Origin of the sequence: Paracoccus sp. FO-3, from assembly GCF_006386455.1 — a bacterium.
Taxonomy (GTDB): domain Bacteria; phylum Pseudomonadota; class Alphaproteobacteria; order Rhodobacterales; family Rhodobacteraceae; genus Paracoccus; species Paracoccus versutus.
The window spans coordinates 35,763-53,388 of sequence record NZ_VCBQ01000011.1; the positions used below are offsets into that span (position 1 = coordinate 35,763).

Sequence of the window (17,626 nt, forward strand, 5' to 3'; positions counted from 1 at the left end):
GATGCCCTCCTCAGGCAGCCGGTTGCGTGGCGTGGCGCGCGACCAGTTCGCGCCGGAGCACCTTGCCGCTGGGGTTCAGCGGCAGGCTTTCCAGGAACTCGTAGCGGCGGGGCCGCTTGTAGGGCGCCAGATCCTCGCTGGCCTTGCAGAATGCGTCCAATGCCTGCGGGCTCAGCGCCGGGTCCGAGCGGACGACGAAGGCCGTCACCGCCTGGCCCCATTTCTCGTCCGCCAGCCCGACGACCGCCACCTCCTGCACGCCGGGGCAGCGATAGAGGATCTCCTCGACCTCGCGCGGATGGATGTTCTCGCCGCCCGAGACGATCATGTCGTCGGCCCGGCCATGGAAATAATAGAACCCGTCCCGGTCCTGGCTGAACAGGTCGCCGGTATAGATCCAGCCCGCCTTCAGCTTCTTCTGCGTCTCGAAGGGGTTGTTCCAATAGCCCTGCATCGCCTGCGGGCCGCGCACGATCAGCTGGCCCACCTGCCCGCGCGGCACGGTTTCCGAGGGCGGCACCTCGCGCAGCGGGTCGTCGGTCACGATCCGGCATTCCGAAATCAGCGTCGGCTTGCCGCAGGATCCCAGCTTGCGCAGCGCGTCCTGCGGATGCAGCACCAGCGTCAGCGACGCCTCGGTCATGCCGTAGCCGTTGAAGATCGCCGGGCAGAACTCGGCCATCACCCGCGCCATCGTCGCGGCGGAAATGGCCGCGCCGCCGGTGGTGATCAGCCGCAGCGAGGACAGATCCTGATCGCGGAAGCGCGGATGAAACAGCATCTCCTGGATCTGGGTGGGCACGGCGAACAGCGTGGTGATGCGCTCGGCCGCGATGGTGTCCAGCGTCTTTTCTGCTTCGTAACGGCCGATCACGACATTGGTGCCGCCGACCAGCAGGTGCGGAATGAAATAGGCCTGCATCCCGCCCACGTGGTAAAGCGGCGCGATATGCAGCGCATTGTCGGTATGATTCAGCGAATATTCCATGACGCAGTTCATCGCGATGGCGATGTCGTTGGCATGGGTGTGGATCACCCCCTTGGGCCGACCCGTCGTCCCCGAGGTATAGACCAGCGAGGAAATCGCATCCCCCGAGGGAATGATGCGCGGCTCGTCTCGGTCCGCGGTCTGCTCGGCCAGGGTTTCGAAATGCAGGTGGCCGGCGGGGATATGCGCCCGGTCGTAGGCGCAGCCGATGAAATCATGGACCGAATGCATCTGCGCCGCGATCCTTTCGACGTTCCCGGTCAGGCTGCGGCCATAGATCAGCACGCGGGCGCCGGAATCCTGCAGGATATGGGCGGCCTCGCCCGCCGAAAGGCGGAAGTTCATCGGCACCGCCACCGCACCGAGCATCTGGCAGGCGAAATAGGTCGTCACCGAGTTTTCCGAGGTGGAGACATAGAAGGCCACGCGGTCCCCCGGCCGCACCCCCAGGTCGGACAGCGCCTGCGCAAAGCGGCGCACGCGGGCCAGCCATTCGGCATAGGTCCAGCGCCGGTCCTCGAAGACCAGGGCCAGGTGATCCGGGTAGCGGTCGGCGGAAGCCTCGAGAATGCGGGCGATATGCATCGGTTTCCCTTGCCTGTCACAGATTGGGACGGATCGCCGGCATCTCGCGCGCCGCGATCAAGTATTTGCACATCTCGGAGCTGCCGCCGACGATGGGCAGCGCGCGGGCGTCGCGGTAAAGCTGCTCGACCCGGCCGTATTGGCGGGTGACGCCGTCGCCGCCCAGGATCTGCACCGCGCGGTCGGAACAGAAGACGGCGGTCTCGGTCGCGACCAGCTTGGCCTGGCTGGCCTCGCGCATCAGATCCTTGCCGCCGATGCCGCCGTCATGCATCCTGGCCGCCCGCTGGGTCAGCAGTTCGGCCGCGTCGATCCGCCAGCTCATCTGCGCGATCATGTCCCAGATCAGCTGTTTCTGGCCCAGCCGCTCGCCGAAGCTGACGCGGCTTTGCGCGTGGTCCCGCGCCAGGTCGAAGGCCGCGCGCGCGACGCCCAGGCCCGAGCCGCCCAGGATCACCCGCTCGAAGTTGAAGGCGCCCAGCATGATGCGGAAGCCGGCATTCACCTGTCCCAGCAGGCTTTCCTCGGGGACGCGGACCCCGTCCAGCGCGACCTCGCCCACGACCGAGCCGCGCCGGCCCATGAAGTCATAGAGGCGGGGAAAGGACAGGCCGGGGGTATCGGCGGGAACCAGCACCGCGCTCATGCCTTTTTGCGGGGCGGCGTCGGGATCGGTGATGCCCCAGACGATATAGACATCGGCCTTGGTCGCGTTCGAGATATAGCGCTTGAACCCGTCGATCACCCATTCGCGGCTGGCCGCGTCAAAGCGGATCGCGGTTTTCATGCCGGCGCTGTCGGAACCGACATTCGGCTCGGTCATGCAGATCGAGCCGACGGCGCGGCCTTCCAGGATCGGCGTCAGGTAGCGTTCGCGCAGCGCCGGCCGGGCATGGCGATGGATCGGATAGGCGCAGGACAGGGCCGTGGCGATGGTCGTCTCGAAGGCGTAGTTCAGATAGGCGGCCTCTTCCGAGACGATCACCGCATGGGTCAGGCCGGGCCGCGACAGGCTGCCCGCGTAAAGGTCGGGGAACATCAGCTTCAGATAGCCGGCCTCGCCCAGGGCCCGCGCGACTTCCAGCTGGGCCGCGAAATCCTGGTCGCGCTCGATCCGGTCCACGCGCGGGGCCAGTTCGCGGGCCAGGAAATCGCGGATCTCGGCGCGGAAGGCCCGGTCCTCGTCATTCAGGAAGAAATCGCGCATCGTCGTCTTGCCTCATTCGCGGACGAAATCCGGGACGCCCAGGGTGTCGATCAGCCGCGCCGTCTCGCGCTGGACCAGCGCCAGGTTGCTGTCGCGCACGGTGGGCAGCAGGTGGCGCGCGCGGCGCAGCACGTCGTAATCCAGCGTCGCGGCGATGATCTCTTCGCCGGAACCGGCCACGGCCAGTTCGCGCCCGAAGGGATCGACGATGCGCGAACCGCCCCAGAAGGTCAGGTCGCGCTCGGTCCCGGTGCGGTTCACCATGACGACCGGAGCGCCATAGATCATCGCATAGAACCGGCAGGTCAGCGCCCAGCCGCCAGGGTTGTCGAAATCGGCGCCCACCGCCTCCTCGCCGGAACTGACCGGGCAGATCAGCAGGGTGGCGCCATGGAGGAAGGCCAGATGGGTCAGCGCCGGGTTCCAGACATCGGCGCAGATCAGCAGGCCCGCGCGCCAATGCCCGACCAGCTCGCAGGTCTCGACGAAGCGGCCGGGCGCGTAATGCTTGCCTTCTTCCAGCTTGCCATAGGTGGGCAGGTTCACCTTGCGGTGCAGATGGATCATCCGCCCGTCGCAGAGGATCGCGGCCGCGTTGTAGAATTGCGCGGCCGGCCCCTCCTCGATGAAGCCCAGCGTCACGGCCATCGGCCCCGCCGCCTCGGCCAGCCGCTGCAGCCGCGGATCCTTGCGCGACATGGCGGCGTCCAGCAGGTTCTCGGAGCCGTAATGGCCGGTCAGGGACAGTTCCGGCATGACCAGCATGTCCAGCCCGGCCTCGCGCCCCCGCGCGATCCAGTGCAGGTGGCGGTCCAGATTGGCGTCGACATCGCCGATCTCGCTGGAGAATTGCGCGGCCCCGATGGTGATCGTCTTGCTGGTCGTCATCGCCCCGGCCCTTTCGCATCACCACCCCGAGGGCAGGGGCGCAGCCGCCCCCGCCCGTTCCACCTCAGATAAGGCCGTTATCCTGCAGGAACTTCGCCGCCGCATTCTCGACCGAGACCTTGTCCACGTCGACGCTGGCATTCAGCGCGGCCATGACCTGATCGTCCAGCTTGGCCGAGACCTCGTTCAGCAGGTCGCCGATGCCGGGGTTCGCCTCCAGCACCTCGGTGCGGATCACGGGCGCCAGCGCATAGCTGGGGAAATAGCCCTGGTCGTCCTCCAGCACGGTGAAGTCGAAGGCGGGAATGCGGCCGTCGGTGGCAAAGACCAGCCCCACGTCGACCTGCCCGTCCCGCAGCGCCTGATAGACCAGCCCGGTATCCATGCGCTTGACATTGGCGCGGCCGAACTCGAAGCCGTAAGCGGCCTCCAGCGGCTTCAGCCCATCCGGGCGGGCATAGAATTCGGCGTTGGAGCCGAAGCTGAGCGCCTGGCCGCCATTGATCGCCCCGGCCAGGTCGGAAATGGAGGCGATGCCCTTTTCGCCGGCATCCGCCGCGCGCATCGCCAGGCCATAGGTGTTGTTCGCCTGGGACGGGTTCAGCCAGACGATGCCCTTCTGGGCGTCCAGTTCCTTGACCGTGTCATAGGTCTGCTGGGGGTCCAGCTTTTCCTCGATCTTGTTGTAGGTGATCAGCGAAGTGCCGGTATATTCCCAGTAGACGTCGATCTGGCCGTTCTCCATCGCCTGGCGCACCGCGGCCGAGCCCATGCCGGCGCGATTGTCGACCCTGTGGCCGTTCGCTTCCAGCACCTGCTGCGTGATGGCGGACAGGATCTGCTGTTCGGTGAAGTTCTTGCCGCCGACGACGATGTCGGCCGCCTGCGCGCCGGTCGCGAATGCTGCGAAGGCAAGTGCGGCAAGGCCGGATTTGACAGTGATGTTCATGGTGTTAGCTCCCTTTGGTTGTTGGTTTTGTTCCGCCTTATCGAAGCGGATTCACGCCCTTCGGGATCAGCCGCAACTGCGCCTGTCCCATCAGGAAATCGACGGCCACGGCCAGCGCGGCCGTCGGGACCGCGCCCGCCAGCAGCATGCCCGTGTCCATGAGGTCGATGCCGGTGAAGATCAGTTCGCCCAGGCCCCCGCCGCCGATCAGGAAGGCCAGCGGCGTCGTGCCCACGTTGATCGCCAGCGCCGTGCGGATGCCCGAGAAGATGACATAGAGCGCATTCGGGATCTCGACCCGCATCAGGATCTGCCGTTGCGTCATGCCCATGCCCGTCGCGGCCTCCTTCAGGTGCGAAGGCACGGCCAGGAGCCCGGCATAGGTATTGCGCACGATGGGCAGGAGCGAGGCCACGAACAGCCCGAAGAAGGCCGGGGGAAAGCCGATGCCCAGAAGCGTCATCGACAATGCGATGACCGCAAGCGTCGGGATGGTGGTGCCGATGTTGAAGACCTGCATCACCGTCTCGGCATAGCGCTCCATCGAGGGGCGCGACAGCCAGATGCCCACCGGCACGCCCGCCAGGATCGCCGCGCCGCCGGAGCTGGCGACCAGGAACACGTGCTGGCGCGTCAGGTAGGTGATGTCGTCCCAGTATGCCGTGATCTGGTCCAGCAACCCCGAGGTCGCCACCCAGATGCCCAGCAGGAAGACCAGCAGCATCGTCGCCCCGCGCCCCAGACCCAGCCAGCGTGTCATGACGCCCCCTGTTCCGGTCCCGCGCCCTTGTCGGGGCCATAGGTCGCGCGCAAGGCCGCGGTCACGTCCGGCTGGGTGATGACGCCCGCGAAGCGGCCGTGATCGTCGGTGCAGGCCAGCCACATCGTGTCATGCGCGAACATTTCCGATACCACGGCACGCAGGTCCGCGCGGATCGGCACCGTGGCGGGCAGCGGATGGGCAAAGTCCCGGACCGCGCCCGAGGCGCCGGCCATCTCTTCGGCGGTCACGAAGCCCACCGGGCGGCGGTCGCTGTCGATGACGACCGCGCGGCGCGCCTTTGCGACGGTCAGCTGGTGCAGCGCGTCCGACACCTTGGTCGACCGCGCGGTCACCGGCACCTCGGTGGAGGCCACCTGTTCGGCCGTGACCAGCCGCAGTCGCTTGAGCGTGCGGTCCGCGCCCACGAAATCGGCGACGAAGGCATTGGCGGGATGGGCCAGGATCATGTCGGGCGTGTCGTATTGCTCGATCCGGCCGGCGCGGAAGATGGCGATCTTGTCGCCCATCTTCACCGCCTCGTCGATGTCGTGGCTGACGAACATGATGGTCTTCTTCAACTCGGCCTGCATCTTCAGGAACTCGTCCTGGATGATCTCGCGGTTGATCGGGTCGATGGCGCCGAAGGGCTCGTCCATCAGCATCACCGGCGGATCGGCGGCCAGCGCCCGGATGACGCCGACGCGCTGCTGCTGGCCGCCGGACAGCTCCTTGGGATAGCGCCGCAGGAACTGGCGCGGGTCGAGCCCGACGAGGTCGAGCAGGTCGGCCGCGCGCTGCCGGGCCTTGCGGATGTCCCAGTTCAGCAGCCGGGGAACGACGCAGATGTTCTCCTCGACGGTCATGTTCGGGAACAGGCCGATCTGCTGGATCACATAGCCGATGTTGCGGCGCAGCTGGATATCGTCCAGCTGCGAGGTGTCCTGGCCGTCGATGTAGATCTTGCCGCTGGTAGGCGGGATCAGCCGGTTGATCATCTTCAGCGCCGTGGTCTTGCCGCAGCCCGAGGGCCCCAGCAGGATGCAGATCTCGCCGGTGGGCACTTCCATGTTCACCCGGTCGGCGGCCACGATGTCGGCGCCGGGGGTCTTGAATCTCTTGGTCAGGTCTTCGAGTCGGATCATCCGCAAAAGTCCTTGCTCGGAAGCGTCAGCGTTTCAGCCCGGCCGGGGTCAGACGCTTTTGCAATTGCAAAAGCGCCCAGTCGGCCACGATGGCGAGAAGGGAGACGGCGAGAGCGCCGGTGACAAGCTGGCGTGGGTCGGTCTGCGAGATGCCGCGCGCGATCAGCACGCCCAGGCCGCCGGCGCCGATATAGGCGGCGATCGCCGCGACGCCGATGTTCATGACCACGGCGGTCCGCACGCCCGCCATGATGACCGGGATCGCGATGGGGATCTCGAGCCGGGTCAGCCGCTGAAAGGGCGTCATGCCCATGCCCGTCGCCGCCTCGCGCAGCGCCGGATCGACGTTGGTGATGGCGGTATAGGTGTTGCGCACGATGGGCAGCTGCGAATAGAGCAGGATCGCGATCACCGCGGGCAGCCAGCCGATCCCCTGGCCGATCTTGGACAGGATCGGGATCATCAGGCCGAAGAGCGCGATCGAGGGAATGGTGACGATGATCGAGGCCACATAGAGCACCCCGTCCGCGACGCGCCGGTTCTGGGTGATGGCGATGCCGATGGGCACGCCCGTCAGGATCGCCAGCCCCACCGCCACGGCGACGATCGAGATGTGCTCGCCCGCCAGACGCAGGATGACCGGCCAGTTATTCGCAATGAAACCAATTATTTCCATATCCGTCTTTCCCTCGGGCAGAGATGGAGGCCTGATCGGCGCTATCCCGGAATAGCCCGGTTGAAACGGCATCAAGTTGCGCCAATTCGTCATCAGCTTGCACGAATCCGTCGCGAGGACGGTTCAGGCGCCATTGAGCCGGGGCGGAGATCCTCCCTCCGCCGGATCGCATATCGCAGATCTGTCGCATGGCTCCATCTTGCAACAATTCCGGCCGCAGGACCACCCTGCCGTGTCCGGCCGCCGGGGCCCATGGGACGGAATTGGTTGAAGGCGGAAGGATTTCTGGCTCATCGCGACGATCCAGGGACGAAGATGAGCCAGCGAGGCGTTGACCGGAAAGCGGCCGCCGTTCGGGCGGATGAACTGCCGCGCGATGCGTATTTCTTGGCCTCGCCGCCAGTAGCGGGCCGGCCGTCGAGAGCCAGGTCGGGATGCCGCAGATCTGCTGCGCGCTGCGCCTTTGGCTGGCTGAGGGTCGTATCGGACCTCTCGGCGAACATCCTGGCAGGCATCGCCCGTATCGGCATCCGAAGCGGCGGGCTGGGCGGAACCCGCCGAACCTTCGGGCCATGGGCCGGGGGGTGCTACGGATATGCCTCGGGGTTCAGGAATCCAGGCGCATGCTTGCCATTTCTTTTGCAAGCGCGTTGCACATCAGATGCTTGGCCGGGTCGATCGGGCTTGAGGTCGATACGAAGATCCCCACCCGGATGTTTGCCAGCATCTCCTGGATCAGCGGCACGAAGCGGAGCTGGCCGTCCTCGACGTCGTCGTAGAAGCCGATCTTGGTGTAAAGCCCGATCCCGTGACCGCCCAGGATCATCTGCTTCGCAAGAAACAAAGTGTTCGTGAAGATATGCGTCGACAGCGGCGTCACCAATGTCGTGATCGCCTGGTCGATGATCGAATTGCCGCCTCGGGCGTCTATGGTGCGCACCAGCCTGTAGGCGGCAATGTCGTCGATGGTGACACTGGTCCGGCCCGCAAGCGGATGGTCGGGACGGACGATGACGCCGAAGGGCGCGGATTTTTCGGATAGCAGCCTGACGCCGGGATGGTCCGAGAACGTAAAGGCGATCCCGATCTCTGCCGCGCCGCCGGCCACGGCCTGCAAGGCGTCCTCGGGTTGGGCGGTCGTGACCGAGATCGAGATGTCGGGATAGATCTTGCCGAACTCGTTCATCGCCCGAGGCAGGCAGCCCATCGCAATCGAATCGATCGTGTGGATATTGATATGCCCCGTGCGCAGATCGCGCATGTCGTCGATCAGGATCTTGGTGCGCTCGAAATCGTGAAGCACCGTGCGGCAATGCTCGAGAAGGATCGCGCCGACTGCCGTAAGCTCTACCCCCTCGGGGGTGCGGTCGAAGATCGAGACGCCCAGCCGCTGTTCGACGTTGAGGATCTTGCGGTTGACCGAGGTCGAGGAGACGTTGAGAAGCTGCGCCGCCTTGCGGATCGACCGCTGTCGGGCGACCTCGTCGAAATACTTCAGGAAGCTGGTATGCATGCTGCCTCCACGCGAAAGGGGGGCGATGCGTTTTCTGCACCACCGTTGGCAGAACTTTCTTCTATCTGCACTGCCTCTGCAACGCTAAAGTCAGGGCAACAAGGTCGAAACAAGGGCCGCCTTCCCACCAACAGAGAGATGGAAAGATGCGATACAGAACAAGGATGGACCGGCGCAGCCTGCTGCGGGGTATGACGGCCCTTGGCGCCGCCTTTGTTGGAACCCGGATCAGCATCGAACGGGCCTGGGCCGCCGATACCCATACGATCAAGCTGCAGCTCGGCTGGCTGGCGGGGAATGGCATCCTGGGCGAGCTGGCCGCCGATCAGAACGGCTATTTCGCCGAGGAAGGGCTGGCGCTGGACGTCGTTGCCGGGGGTCCGAACGTGGACGGCGTTGCCTCGGTCGCGTCGGGACGGGCCGAGATCGGTTCCATCAGCTCCAGCCCGTCGCTGATGCTGGCACGCTCCCAGGGGCTGCCGGTCAAATGCATCGCGGCAGGTTATCAGCAGCACCCCTTTACCTATTTCTCGCTTGAGAAGAACCCGGTGCGGGAGCCGAAGGATCTGATCGGCAAGACCGTCGCCACCAACGGCACCGCGCGGATCCTGTTGCAGGCGCTGCTGGCCGCCAACGGCATCCCCGAGGATCAGGTCGAGGTGCTTGTGATGGGCGCGGACATGTCGCCGCTGCTGACGGGCCAGGCCGATGTGGTGACGGGTTGGAAAACCAATGTCAGCGCCTTGTCGGTGCTGGGGCCCGAGCGGGTCGACATGACCCTGTGGGATGCGGGCATCAAGCTTTACGCCAATCCCTACTATGTCACCGACAAGTCGCTGAACGAAAACCCCGAGCAGGTCCGCGGGATGTTGCGCGCGATCGCCCGCGGCTGGGGCTGGGTGCATGACAATCCCGAGGCCGCTGTCGACATCCTCGTGTCGCGTTATCCCAACCTCGACCGGGATGCCGAACTCGCGGCGGTGGGTTCCGTGGTCGAATACAGCTTCAACGAGGTGACGCGCGAACACGGCTGGGGCACGATGACGCGCGAAAACTGGCAGGCGCAGATCGACATCTACGATCGCCTTGGCCAGTTCGAAGGCGCGGCGCCTGCGGTCGATGACGTCATGACCCTTTCGGTGCTGGATGAAATCGCCGCGGTGCGGCCGGTATACGGTTGAACGACATGATGGAACCCATGGAAACCCTTGTGGGGCAGCCGGTCGGTGCGACGCATGGGAACGCTCCGGCGGCCCGGCTGGACGCGGCAACGGTCCGCTTCGGAACCTATACCGCGATCGACAAGCTTGACCTGGAGCTTGAGGCCGGTGCGTTCTACACCATCCTTGGCCCGTCGGGATGCGGCAAGTCCACGCTGCTGCGGCTGGTCTCGGACCTGATCCCCGCCGCGGGGGGCGATGTCTCGATCTTCGGCAAGACGACCGAAGAGGCGCGGCTGGCGCGGGAATTCGCCTTCGTCTTCCAGGATGCCGCCCTGCTGCCCTGGCGGTCGGCGCTGAAGAATGTCGAGTTGCCGCTGGAAATCGGGCGCAAGCGGGGGGTCGCAATCCCCACCGGGCCGCGCAATCCGCGCGAATTGCTGGAGCTGGTCGGCCTGAAGGGGCGCGAAAACGCCCTTCCGCACGAACTTTCGGGCGGGATGCGCCAGCGGGTCGCCATTGCGCGCGCGCTGCTGTGCCAGCCCAAGTTGCTGCTGATGGACGAGCCCTTCGGCGCCCTGGACGAAATGACCCGCGACCGGCTGAACCTTCAGCTGCTGGATATCTGGCGGGAAACGGGAACGACGATCCTGTTCGTGACCCATTCCATTTCCGAGGCGGTCTTCCTGGGGCAGAAGGTGATCATGCTGCGCGCCAATCCCGGACGCCTGCGCGAGATCGTCGATATAGACCTGCCCGAGCCGCGGCAGATGAAACTGCGCGATACGCCCGAGTTCAACCGCTATTGCAGCTATCTGCGCGAACTTCTGGAGACCTGCTGATGGCTGTCATCGAAAACCTTGGCATCGACGATCCCCATGCCCTCGCCCGAAGCGCGGCGCGCAAGGAAAGGCTGGTCTCGACCATCGTGCCCATAGCAACGGCAGTCGCGCTGATCGGCCTGTGGCAACTGGGGGTCAGGGCTTTCGGCGTGCCGACCTATATCGCCCCCGCGCCTTCGGATGTCGCCGTCACCTTTGTCGAGAAGTTCCCGCTGCTGATGCAGAACTTCTGGCCCACCTTCTTCGAGAGCGTGGCGGGCTTCGTGGTGGGCAATCTGGCCGCCATCCTGATCGCGGTGGCCTTTGTCCATTCCCGCAATGTCGAGCGGGCGTTCTTCCCGATCGCCGTCTTCGTGAACACGATCCCGATCCTGGCCATCGCGCCGATCCTCGTGCTGATCTTCGGGCCGGGCATGACGGCAAAGGTGGTGATCGCCGCGCTGATCTGCTTCTTCCCGACCCTGGTCAACATGGTGCGCGGCCTGCAATCGGTCAGCCCCCAGACGCTGGAACTGGCGCGCATCCTGTCGGCCTCGAAAGCCGAGGTCTTCTGGAAGATGCGCCTGCCGTCGTCGCTGCCGTTCCTGTTCTCGGCGCTGAAAATCTCGGCCACGACCTCGGTCATCGGTGCGATCGTGGGCGAATGGGTCGGGGCGGATCTGGGCCTGGGTGCGCTGATCATCGACGCGACCTTCAATTTCAACTCGCCGCTGCTCTACGCCACGGTGCTCATGTCCTCGGGGCTGTCGGTCCTGATGTTCGCCCTGGTCACGCTGGCCGAACGCCGGATCGTGCGCTGGTAGCCTGAGACCCTTCGAAAACAACCGGAAATCGACGCCGTGGGCCCGACCCGCCCCGGCGTGACAGGAGGAGCTTGTCCAAAATGACCGATCGCATCAGGGATTTTCTTACCACCAGGGCCGAGCAGGTGCCGGTCGTCAGCGACACCGATGTGGTGGTGATCGGGGCGGGACCGGCAGGTCTGTCCGCCGCCGTGTCGGCCGCCCGGAACGGGGCGCGGGTGACGCTGGTCGAGCGCTATCACCACCTGGGCGGCATGGCGTCGGGAGGCATGGTCCTTGTGCTGGACGACATGGTGAACGACGGGACCGAGATCGTCACCACCGGCATCGTCAGCGAATTCGTGGACCGGATGCAGCGCCAGGACGGCGCTGTCTTTCCCCCGCCCGAAGATTGCCTGACCAATTGGGAAATGTGGCGGAAATGGGCGCGCTGGGGCTGCATCGACTTTCACAAGCAGGGCATGCCGCAGCCGATCATCCACGCGGTCGCCTTTGATCCCGATGCCTGGAAGCGGGTCAGCCTGGACCTGGTCGCCGAGGCCGGGATCGAGCTGCGCACCCACAGCTGGTTTTCGGAAGCCATCGTCGAGAACAACCGCGTCACCGGCGTGATCGTGCAGACCAAGCTGGGCCGGCAGGCGATCCGGGCGCGGATGGTGGTCGATGCCTCGGGCGACCTGGACGTGGCGGCCTCGGCGGGCGCGTCCTTCGCGACCGGGCAGTTCATCGTCACGACGGTCTTTCGCCTGATGGACGTGGACACCGCCAAGGCGGAAGTGTTCGAATACGAGAACCCCGAAGCCTTCAAGGCCCTGGACCGCCAGGCGAGGCGGGTCATCGGCGGGGCCTGGGGGATGTGGTGGCTGAAGACGCCGCTGCCCGGCGTCGTCTGGTGCAACTGCCCGCATATGCCGGGTTATGACGGCCTGTCGCCGGAACACATGGTCGAGGCCGAATACGAAGGCCGCCGCCGGATGATGGCGCTGCTGGAATTCGCCCGCGCAAACCTGCCGGGCTTCGAGAATGCCAAGATGCTGGGCGCGGCCGAGCAGATGGGCATCCGGCAGACGCGGCTGCTGCAGGGCGAATACGTCGTCACCAAGGACGATGTGAAACGGCGCCGCCATTTCGACGACTCGGTCTGCCGGGGCCGGGACTATTACACGCCCTATCGGGCGCTGCTGCCCAAGGGCATCGACAACCTGATCGTCGCCGGACGCCATTATTCCGTCGAAAGCGAGGCGCAGAAGCAATCGCGCGAAATCCCCCCCTGCATGGCCCAGGGCGAGGCCGCGGGCGTGGCCGTGGCCAAGGCGCTGGAGGCGAACTGCGCGCTGCGCGACGTCGATGTCAGGGCCATCCAGAAACAGATGCGGGCGCAGGGCGCCGATCCGGGCGACATGCCCTCGGCCAACGCATTGATCGAACCAATCGCCGCCGCCTGAGAAAGGGAACGACCATGACGAAACAGCACCTTCCGCTGGAGGGCATCCGCGTCCTCGACTTCACCCAGGTGATGATGGGGCCCTGCGCCACGCAGATGCTGGCCGATTTCGGTGCGGACGTGATCAAGATCGAGCGGCCGGGCGAGGGCGATCTGTCGCGCAATTTCTTCGGCGAGCCGAGCGAGGAGGCGATGAACAACGCGGTCTTCGCCTCGCTCAATCGCAACAAGCGGTCGGTGGAGATCAACACCAAGTCCGAAGCCGGCCGCCGGATGATCTATGACCTGGTCGCCCAGTCGGACGTGGTCGTGGACAATTTCCGGGCCGGGGTGATGCGGCGCCTGGGCTTCGACTATGACACGCTGTCGAAGATCAACCCCGCCATCATCTGCGCCTCGGGCACCGGCTTCGGAGAAGTCGGCCCCTATGCCCACAAGGGCGGCCAGGACGTGCTGGCCCAGGCGATGACCGGGGTCATGGAAAAGACCCAGGATCCGGCGGTTCCGAAGTCGATCTATCCGACCACGCTGTGCGACTACACCGCCGGGATGCATCTTGTGCAGGGGATCCTTGCCGCGCTGCTGGCGCGGGCCAAGACCGGGCGCGGGCAGAAGGTCGGCGTCTCGCTCTACGATTCGATGATCGCCATGCAGATGCAAGAGGCCGCGCAATGGTCGAAGCATCGCGAGGTGCTGAACTGGGCCGCGATGCCCCTGACCGGCGTCTTCGACACCAGCGACGGGGCGGTGGTGGTGGTCGGCGCCTTCAAGCCGCATCCGCTGCGCGACATCTGCGCGGCCCTGGAGATCGAGGATCTGTCGGCCGATTATCCGAACCTTGCGGCGCAGCGGGCGCACAAGCCCTATCTGCAGGGACGCTTCCGCGATGCCTTTGCAACCAACGCGACCGCCCATTGGATCAAGCGGCTCGAGGATCAGGACCTGCTGTGCGCGCCCGTCCGTTCCCTGGGCGAGGCGCTGGATGACGCCCAGACCGCGGCCAATGGCATGCTGCTGGACCTGGACCATCCGATCCTGGGAAAGATCACCCTGGTCGGCTCGCCCGTTCATCTCAGCGAGGCTCCGGTGGTGATCCGCCATGCGCCGCCGCGACTGGGGGAGCATACCGACGAGGTCATCCGCGAATTCAGCCTGAACGCCGTCGCGCGGAAGGAGGCGGTATGAGCGTCCGCTTCGAAGTCGTCGACCAGGTCGCGCGCGTCACCATCGACCGCCCCGACCGGATGAATGCCGTCGATGCGGCAACCGATGCCAAGCTTGACCGCATCTGGTCGGAAATCGAGACGCGCAGCGATGTCCGCTGCGTGGTCCTGACCGGGGCGGGGGACCGGGCCTTCAGTGCCGGCGCGGACATGAAGGCCGCGAACGGGCTGAGCGGGCTGGAATACTGGGGGGCGGCCAATCCGAACGGCTTTGGCGGCATCGCCCTGCGGCAAAGCCTGACCGTGCCGGTCATTGCCCGGATCAACGGCCTTGCCCTTGGCGGCGGGTTCGAGATGGTGCTGGGCGCGGATATCGTCATCGCCTCGACCGAAGCCCGGTTCGGGCTGCCAGAGGCGCGGGTCGGACGCCTGCCCTTGGACGGCGGCATGGTCGCCCTGCAGCGCCTGATCCCCCGCAACATTGCGGCGGGGCTGATGATGACGGGCCGGATGCTCTCTGCCCAAGAGGCCGCGCAGTTCGGGCTGGTCAATGCGGTCGTGCCGCCCGACCGGCTGGATGCCGAGGTTGACGCCTGGGTCGCGGACATCCTGTCCTGCGCGCCCCTGTCGGTGGCCGCGATCAAGGACACGATCCGCTCGACGGCCCACCTGAATCCGCACGAGGCGCGCGACCTGCGCCGCCCGGCCCTGATCGCGGCCCTGCAATCCGAGGATTCGATCGAAGGCGTCGCCGCATTCCGCGAAAAGCGCGCGCCCGTCTGGCGCGGCCGGTAGGCGCCATGGCGCTTGTCATCCAGGGCCGGTGCATCGACGTCAAGGACGGGATCTGCACCACCTCCTGTCCCGTCGACTGCATCTACGAGGGCGAGCGGATGTTCTACATCCACCCGACCGAATGCATCGAATGCGGCATGTGCGAAAGCATCTGCCCCGTCGACGCGATCCGATACGAGGATGAGCTGGACCCCGAAAACGCCATCTTCGCGCGCATCAACCGCGAGGTCTTCATCAACGAGGCGGGCGAGATGGAAGAACCCGGCGGCTGGTCCCGCGCCATGGCGCCCCGGCCGGATCACCCGGATCTGCCGGTCGGCCCTCGTCCAGCCATGCAGGCAAACCAAAGGAGAACAGGATGAAAGGGATCGTCGCTGCGGTGCCGACACCGATCGACGCACGGGGCCGCTTTCTGGGGGCCGCCTTTGTGGAACATGCGCGCTGGGCCCTGGCCAACGGCTGCGACGGATTGAACGTCCTGGGGTCTACCGGCGAGGCGAATTCCCTCGACACCGGGACGCGCCGCATGGTCATGATCCAAGCCGCCGAGGCGCTGGACCTTTGCCGCCTGATGGTCGGAACCGGCACGCCGTCGATTGACGAAACCATCGGCCTGACCTGTCATGCCGATGACCTGGGCTATCCTGTGGCCCTGGTCCTGCCGCCCTATTACTATACGCCCCCGTCCGAAGAGGGGCTGATCGCCTGGTATCTGGCGCTTCACGCGGCGCTGGGAGACCGGCCGATCCGGGTCTGGTTCTACAATTTCCCGCAGATGACCGGTTTCGTGATCCCCGAGAGGGTGATCGCGCATCTGCACGCCGCGGCGCCGCAGCGGTTCGACGGCATCAAGGACAGTTCCGGCGACCTTTCCTATTGCCGCAGCCTGGCCTTCAGGCTTCCCGGCCTGCAGGTCTTTCCCAGTTCGGAAACCTCGCTGGCCGAGGGACGAAGGGACGGCTTCGCGGGCTGCATCTCGGCCACGGCGAACCACACCGCCCCGATATGCGCCCGCGTCTGGCGGGGAGAGGCGGGCCTGGCGCCCCGGCTGGCCGAGCTGCGGGCCGCCATATCGGCATGCCCCCTGATCCCCGCGGTCAAACATCTGGTGGCCCGCCGCACCGCCAACCCCGAATGGCAGAACGTGCTGCCGCCCTTCACGGCCCTTGGCGCGTCCGCCATCGCATCGCTGGATCGACTGGCGTTCGATCGCGTCGCAGCCTGAACCCAGCAGGAGACAATCATGAAAGACATGAACGAAATCCAGGGCAACCTGGTCGGTGGCGAATGGCTGCTGGACGGCGACTGCCGGCCCAACGTCAACCCGTCCGATACGCGCGACATCATCGGGCGTTTTGCCTGCGCGGGCCGCGCCGCGGTCGACCAGGCCGTCCAGGCTGCCCGGTCGGCCTTTCCGGCTTGGGCCTCTGCCGGTCCGCAGGTCCGGCATGACCTGCTTGATGCCGTCGGCACCGAATTGCTGGCGCGCAAGGAAGAGATCGGCCGCCTTCTTGCGCGGGAAGAGGGCAAGACCCTGCCCGAGGCCATGGGCGAGACCATCCGCGCAGGCCAGGTCTTCAAGTTCTTTGCCGGAGAGGCGCTGCGCGTCACCGGAGATGCCCAGCAGTCGGTCCGCCCCGGCATCGACGTCGCCGTCACCAGAGAGCCCGTGGGCGTCGTCGCCCTGATCACGCCCTGGAACTTTCCGATCGCCATCCCGGCCTGGAAGATCGCGCCCGCGCTGGCCTATGGCAATTGCGTGGTGTTGAAGCCCGCCGAATTGACGCCGGGCTGCGCCCATGTGATCGCGCAGCTTCTGCACAAGCATGGCTGCCCGGCCGGCGTCTTCAACCTGCTGATGGGGCCGGGATCGGTCGTGGGAGATGCCCTGGTGTCGCATCCGGGCGTCGACGCGGTGTCCTTCACCGGCTCGGCCGCGACCGGGTCGCGCATCGCCGCGACATGCGGCACCCTGCGCCGGAAGGTGCAGCTCGAGATGGGCGGCAAGAACCCGATGGTCGTGATGGACGACGCGGATCTGCGGACTGCGGTGCAGGCCTGCCTGAATGGCGCGTTCTTCTCGACCGGGCAGCGCTGCACCGCGTCTTCGCGGCTGATCGTGCAGAAAGGCATCCACGATGCCTTTGTCGAGATGCTTGGCCGCGAAATGCGGGCCCTGCGCGTTGGCGATGCCTTGCAGGCGGATACCCAGATCGGGCCGGTGGTCGACCAGCGCCAGCTGGATTCCAACCTTGCCTATGTCGAGCTGGCGCGAAGCGAAGCGGCCGAGGTGGTTGGCGGCGAGCGGCTGGAGCTGGAAAAGCCCGGTTTCTACCAGGCCCCGGCCTTGTTCCTGGAAACGACGAACGACGCCCGCATCAACCGCGAGGAAATCTTCGGTCCCTGCGCCTCGGTCATCCGGGTCGGGGATTTCGACGAGGCCCTGGCCATTGCCAATGACACGGAGTTCGGCCTTTCAGCCGGGATCTGCACTGGCAGCCTGAAATACGCGTCGGAATTCCGCCGCAGGGTCGAGGCGGGGATGGTCATGGTGAATCTTCCAACCGCGGGCGTCGACTATCATGTGCCGTTCGGAGGGCGTAAGGGCTCGTCCTTCGGTCCGCGGGAACAGGGCCGCTATGCTGCCGAGTTCTACACGGTGGTGAAGACAGCTTATCAGCTTGCCTAGCAATCGGGCCACTGGCCGC

At 65.9% G+C, this 17,626-nt stretch carries 17 protein-coding genes; 9 read left to right on the top strand and 8 right to left on the bottom strand.

What is annotated here, in order from left to right:
• Positions 1-10: 10 nt before the first annotated feature.
• From FE811_RS04785 to FE811_RS04825, 8 genes are all read right to left on the bottom strand, one after another.
• Positions 11-1,573 carry a class I adenylate-forming enzyme family protein gene (locus FE811_RS04785; RefSeq protein ID WP_140846875.1) on the bottom strand — a complete coding sequence of 521 codons (1,563 nt, stop codon included), beginning with the start codon at positions 1,571-1,573 and terminating at the stop codon, positions 11-13.
• 16 nt (positions 1,574-1,589) lie between these two features.
• On the bottom strand, positions 1,590-2,780 hold the full coding sequence (locus FE811_RS04790) for an acyl-CoA dehydrogenase family protein (protein ID WP_140846877.1): 1,191 nt from the start codon (positions 2,778-2,780) through the stop codon (positions 1,590-1,592).
• Positions 2,781-2,792: 12 nt separating this feature from the next.
• Positions 2,793-3,668 carry a nitrilase-related carbon-nitrogen hydrolase gene (locus FE811_RS04795; protein ID WP_140846880.1) on the bottom strand — a complete coding sequence of 292 codons (876 nt, stop codon included), beginning with the start codon at positions 3,666-3,668 and terminating at the stop codon, positions 2,793-2,795.
• A 64-nt stretch (positions 3,669-3,732) separates the two neighbouring features.
• The gene (locus FE811_RS04800; RefSeq protein WP_140846882.1) at positions 3,733-4,617 is read right to left on the bottom strand and encodes a glycine betaine ABC transporter substrate-binding protein; all 885 of its coding nucleotides are present in this window, start codon (positions 4,615-4,617) and stop codon (positions 3,733-3,735) included.
• 37 nt (positions 4,618-4,654) lie between these two features.
• Positions 4,655-5,377: an ABC transporter permease gene (locus FE811_RS04805; RefSeq protein WP_072461849.1), complete on the bottom strand. Its 723-nt coding sequence runs from the start codon at positions 5,375-5,377 to the stop codon at positions 4,655-4,657.
• Entirely contained in the window at positions 5,374-6,522 is a 1,149-nt protein-coding gene (locus FE811_RS04810; RefSeq protein ID WP_072461850.1) for a betaine/proline/choline family ABC transporter ATP-binding protein, read from the bottom strand. The genes FE811_RS04805 and FE811_RS04810 overlap by 4 nt, the downstream gene beginning before the upstream one ends.
• A gap of 25 nt (positions 6,523-6,547) precedes the next feature.
• Entirely contained in the window at positions 6,548-7,198 is a 651-nt protein-coding gene (locus FE811_RS04815) for an ABC transporter permease (protein ID WP_036750581.1), read from the bottom strand.
• Between the two features lie 607 nt (positions 7,199-7,805).
• On the bottom strand, positions 7,806-8,711 hold the full coding sequence (locus FE811_RS04825; protein WP_036750583.1) for a LysR family transcriptional regulator: 906 nt from the start codon (positions 8,709-8,711) through the stop codon (positions 7,806-7,808).
• Positions 8,712-8,857: 146 nt separating this feature from the next.
• On the opposite strand from FE811_RS04825, the gene FE811_RS04830 reads away from it, so the two are divergent.
• The 9 genes from FE811_RS04830 to FE811_RS04870 all read left to right on the top strand — a co-directional run bounded on the left by FE811_RS04830 (position 8,858) and on the right by FE811_RS04870 (position 17,607).
• Positions 8,858-9,892: an ABC transporter substrate-binding protein gene (locus FE811_RS04830; protein ID WP_036750585.1), complete on the top strand. Its 1,035-nt coding sequence runs from the start codon at positions 8,858-8,860 to the stop codon at positions 9,890-9,892.
• Between the two features lie 17 nt (positions 9,893-9,909).
• Entirely contained in the window at positions 9,910-10,713 is an 804-nt protein-coding gene (locus tag FE811_RS04835) for an ABC transporter ATP-binding protein (RefSeq protein ID WP_140846886.1), read from the top strand.
• On the top strand, positions 10,713-11,516 hold the full coding sequence (locus FE811_RS04840) for an ABC transporter permease (protein WP_140846888.1): 804 nt from the start codon (positions 10,713-10,715) through the stop codon (positions 11,514-11,516). The genes FE811_RS04835 and FE811_RS04840 overlap by 1 nt, the downstream gene beginning before the upstream one ends.
• A gap of 80 nt (positions 11,517-11,596) precedes the next feature.
• The gene (locus FE811_RS04845) at positions 11,597-12,961 is read left to right on the top strand and encodes an FAD-dependent oxidoreductase (RefSeq protein ID WP_072461855.1); all 1,365 of its coding nucleotides are present in this window, start codon (positions 11,597-11,599) and stop codon (positions 12,959-12,961) included.
• Between the two features lie 14 nt (positions 12,962-12,975).
• Positions 12,976-14,145: a CaiB/BaiF CoA-transferase family protein gene (locus FE811_RS04850; RefSeq protein ID WP_140846890.1), complete on the top strand. Its 1,170-nt coding sequence runs from the start codon at positions 12,976-12,978 to the stop codon at positions 14,143-14,145.
• A complete protein-coding gene (locus tag FE811_RS04855; RefSeq protein WP_140846893.1) occupies positions 14,142-14,918 on the top strand; it encodes an enoyl-CoA hydratase-related protein in 777 nt (258 codons plus the stop codon). Before FE811_RS04850 ends, FE811_RS04855 begins: the two co-directional genes overlap by 4 nt.
• A 5-nt stretch (positions 14,919-14,923) precedes the next feature.
• On the top strand, positions 14,924-15,280 hold the full coding sequence (locus FE811_RS04860; RefSeq protein WP_036750596.1) for a ferredoxin family protein: 357 nt from the start codon (positions 14,924-14,926) through the stop codon (positions 15,278-15,280).
• The gene (locus tag FE811_RS04865) at positions 15,277-16,143 is read left to right on the top strand and encodes a dihydrodipicolinate synthase family protein (protein WP_140846895.1); all 867 of its coding nucleotides are present in this window, start codon (positions 15,277-15,279) and stop codon (positions 16,141-16,143) included. Before FE811_RS04860 ends, FE811_RS04865 begins: the two co-directional genes overlap by 4 nt.
• 18 nt (positions 16,144-16,161) lie before the next feature.
• Positions 16,162-17,607, top strand: coding sequence for an aldehyde dehydrogenase family protein (locus FE811_RS04870; protein WP_370362662.1), 1,446 nt, complete (start codon positions 16,162-16,164; stop codon positions 17,605-17,607).
• The last annotated feature ends 19 nt before the right edge of the window (positions 17,608-17,626 follow it).

Coding starts and splice junctions, on each gene's coding strand:
- FE811_RS04805 (WP_072461849.1), bottom strand. CDS start 5,377: ATGACACGCTGGCTGGGTCTGGGGCGCGGGGCGACGATGCTGCTGGTC.
- FE811_RS04870 (WP_370362662.1), top strand. CDS start 16,162: ATGAAAGACATGAACGAAATCCAGGGCAACCTGGTCGGTGGCGAATGG.
- FE811_RS04865 (WP_140846895.1), top strand. CDS start 15,277: ATGAAAGGGATCGTCGCTGCGGTGCCGACACCGATCGACGCACGGGGC.
- FE811_RS04835 (WP_140846886.1), top strand. CDS start 9,910: ATGGAAACCCTTGTGGGGCAGCCGGTCGGTGCGACGCATGGGAACGCT.
- FE811_RS04840 (WP_140846888.1), top strand. CDS start 10,713: ATGGCTGTCATCGAAAACCTTGGCATCGACGATCCCCATGCCCTCGCC.
- FE811_RS04850 (WP_140846890.1), top strand. CDS start 12,976: ATGACGAAACAGCACCTTCCGCTGGAGGGCATCCGCGTCCTCGACTTC.
- FE811_RS04815 (WP_036750581.1), bottom strand. CDS start 7,198: ATGGAAATAATTGGTTTCATTGCGAATAACTGGCCGGTCATCCTGCGT.
- FE811_RS04830 (WP_036750585.1), top strand. CDS start 8,858: ATGCGATACAGAACAAGGATGGACCGGCGCAGCCTGCTGCGGGGTATG.
- FE811_RS04790 (WP_140846877.1), bottom strand. CDS start 2,780: ATGCGCGATTTCTTCCTGAATGACGAGGACCGGGCCTTCCGCGCCGAG.
- FE811_RS04825 (WP_036750583.1), bottom strand. CDS start 8,711: ATGCATACCAGCTTCCTGAAGTATTTCGACGAGGTCGCCCGACAGCGG.
- FE811_RS04800 (WP_140846882.1), bottom strand. CDS start 4,617: ATGAACATCACTGTCAAATCCGGCCTTGCCGCACTTGCCTTCGCAGCA.
- FE811_RS04860 (WP_036750596.1), top strand. CDS start 14,924: ATGGCGCTTGTCATCCAGGGCCGGTGCATCGACGTCAAGGACGGGATC.
- FE811_RS04795 (WP_140846880.1), bottom strand. CDS start 3,668: ATGACGACCAGCAAGACGATCACCATCGGGGCCGCGCAATTCTCCAGC.
- FE811_RS04785 (WP_140846875.1), bottom strand. CDS start 1,573: ATGCATATCGCCCGCATTCTCGAGGCTTCCGCCGACCGCTACCCGGAT.
- FE811_RS04855 (WP_140846893.1), top strand. CDS start 14,142: ATGAGCGTCCGCTTCGAAGTCGTCGACCAGGTCGCGCGCGTCACCATC.
- FE811_RS04810 (WP_072461850.1), bottom strand. CDS start 6,522: ATGATCCGACTCGAAGACCTGACCAAGAGATTCAAGACCCCCGGCGCC.
- FE811_RS04845 (WP_072461855.1), top strand. CDS start 11,597: ATGACCGATCGCATCAGGGATTTTCTTACCACCAGGGCCGAGCAGGTG.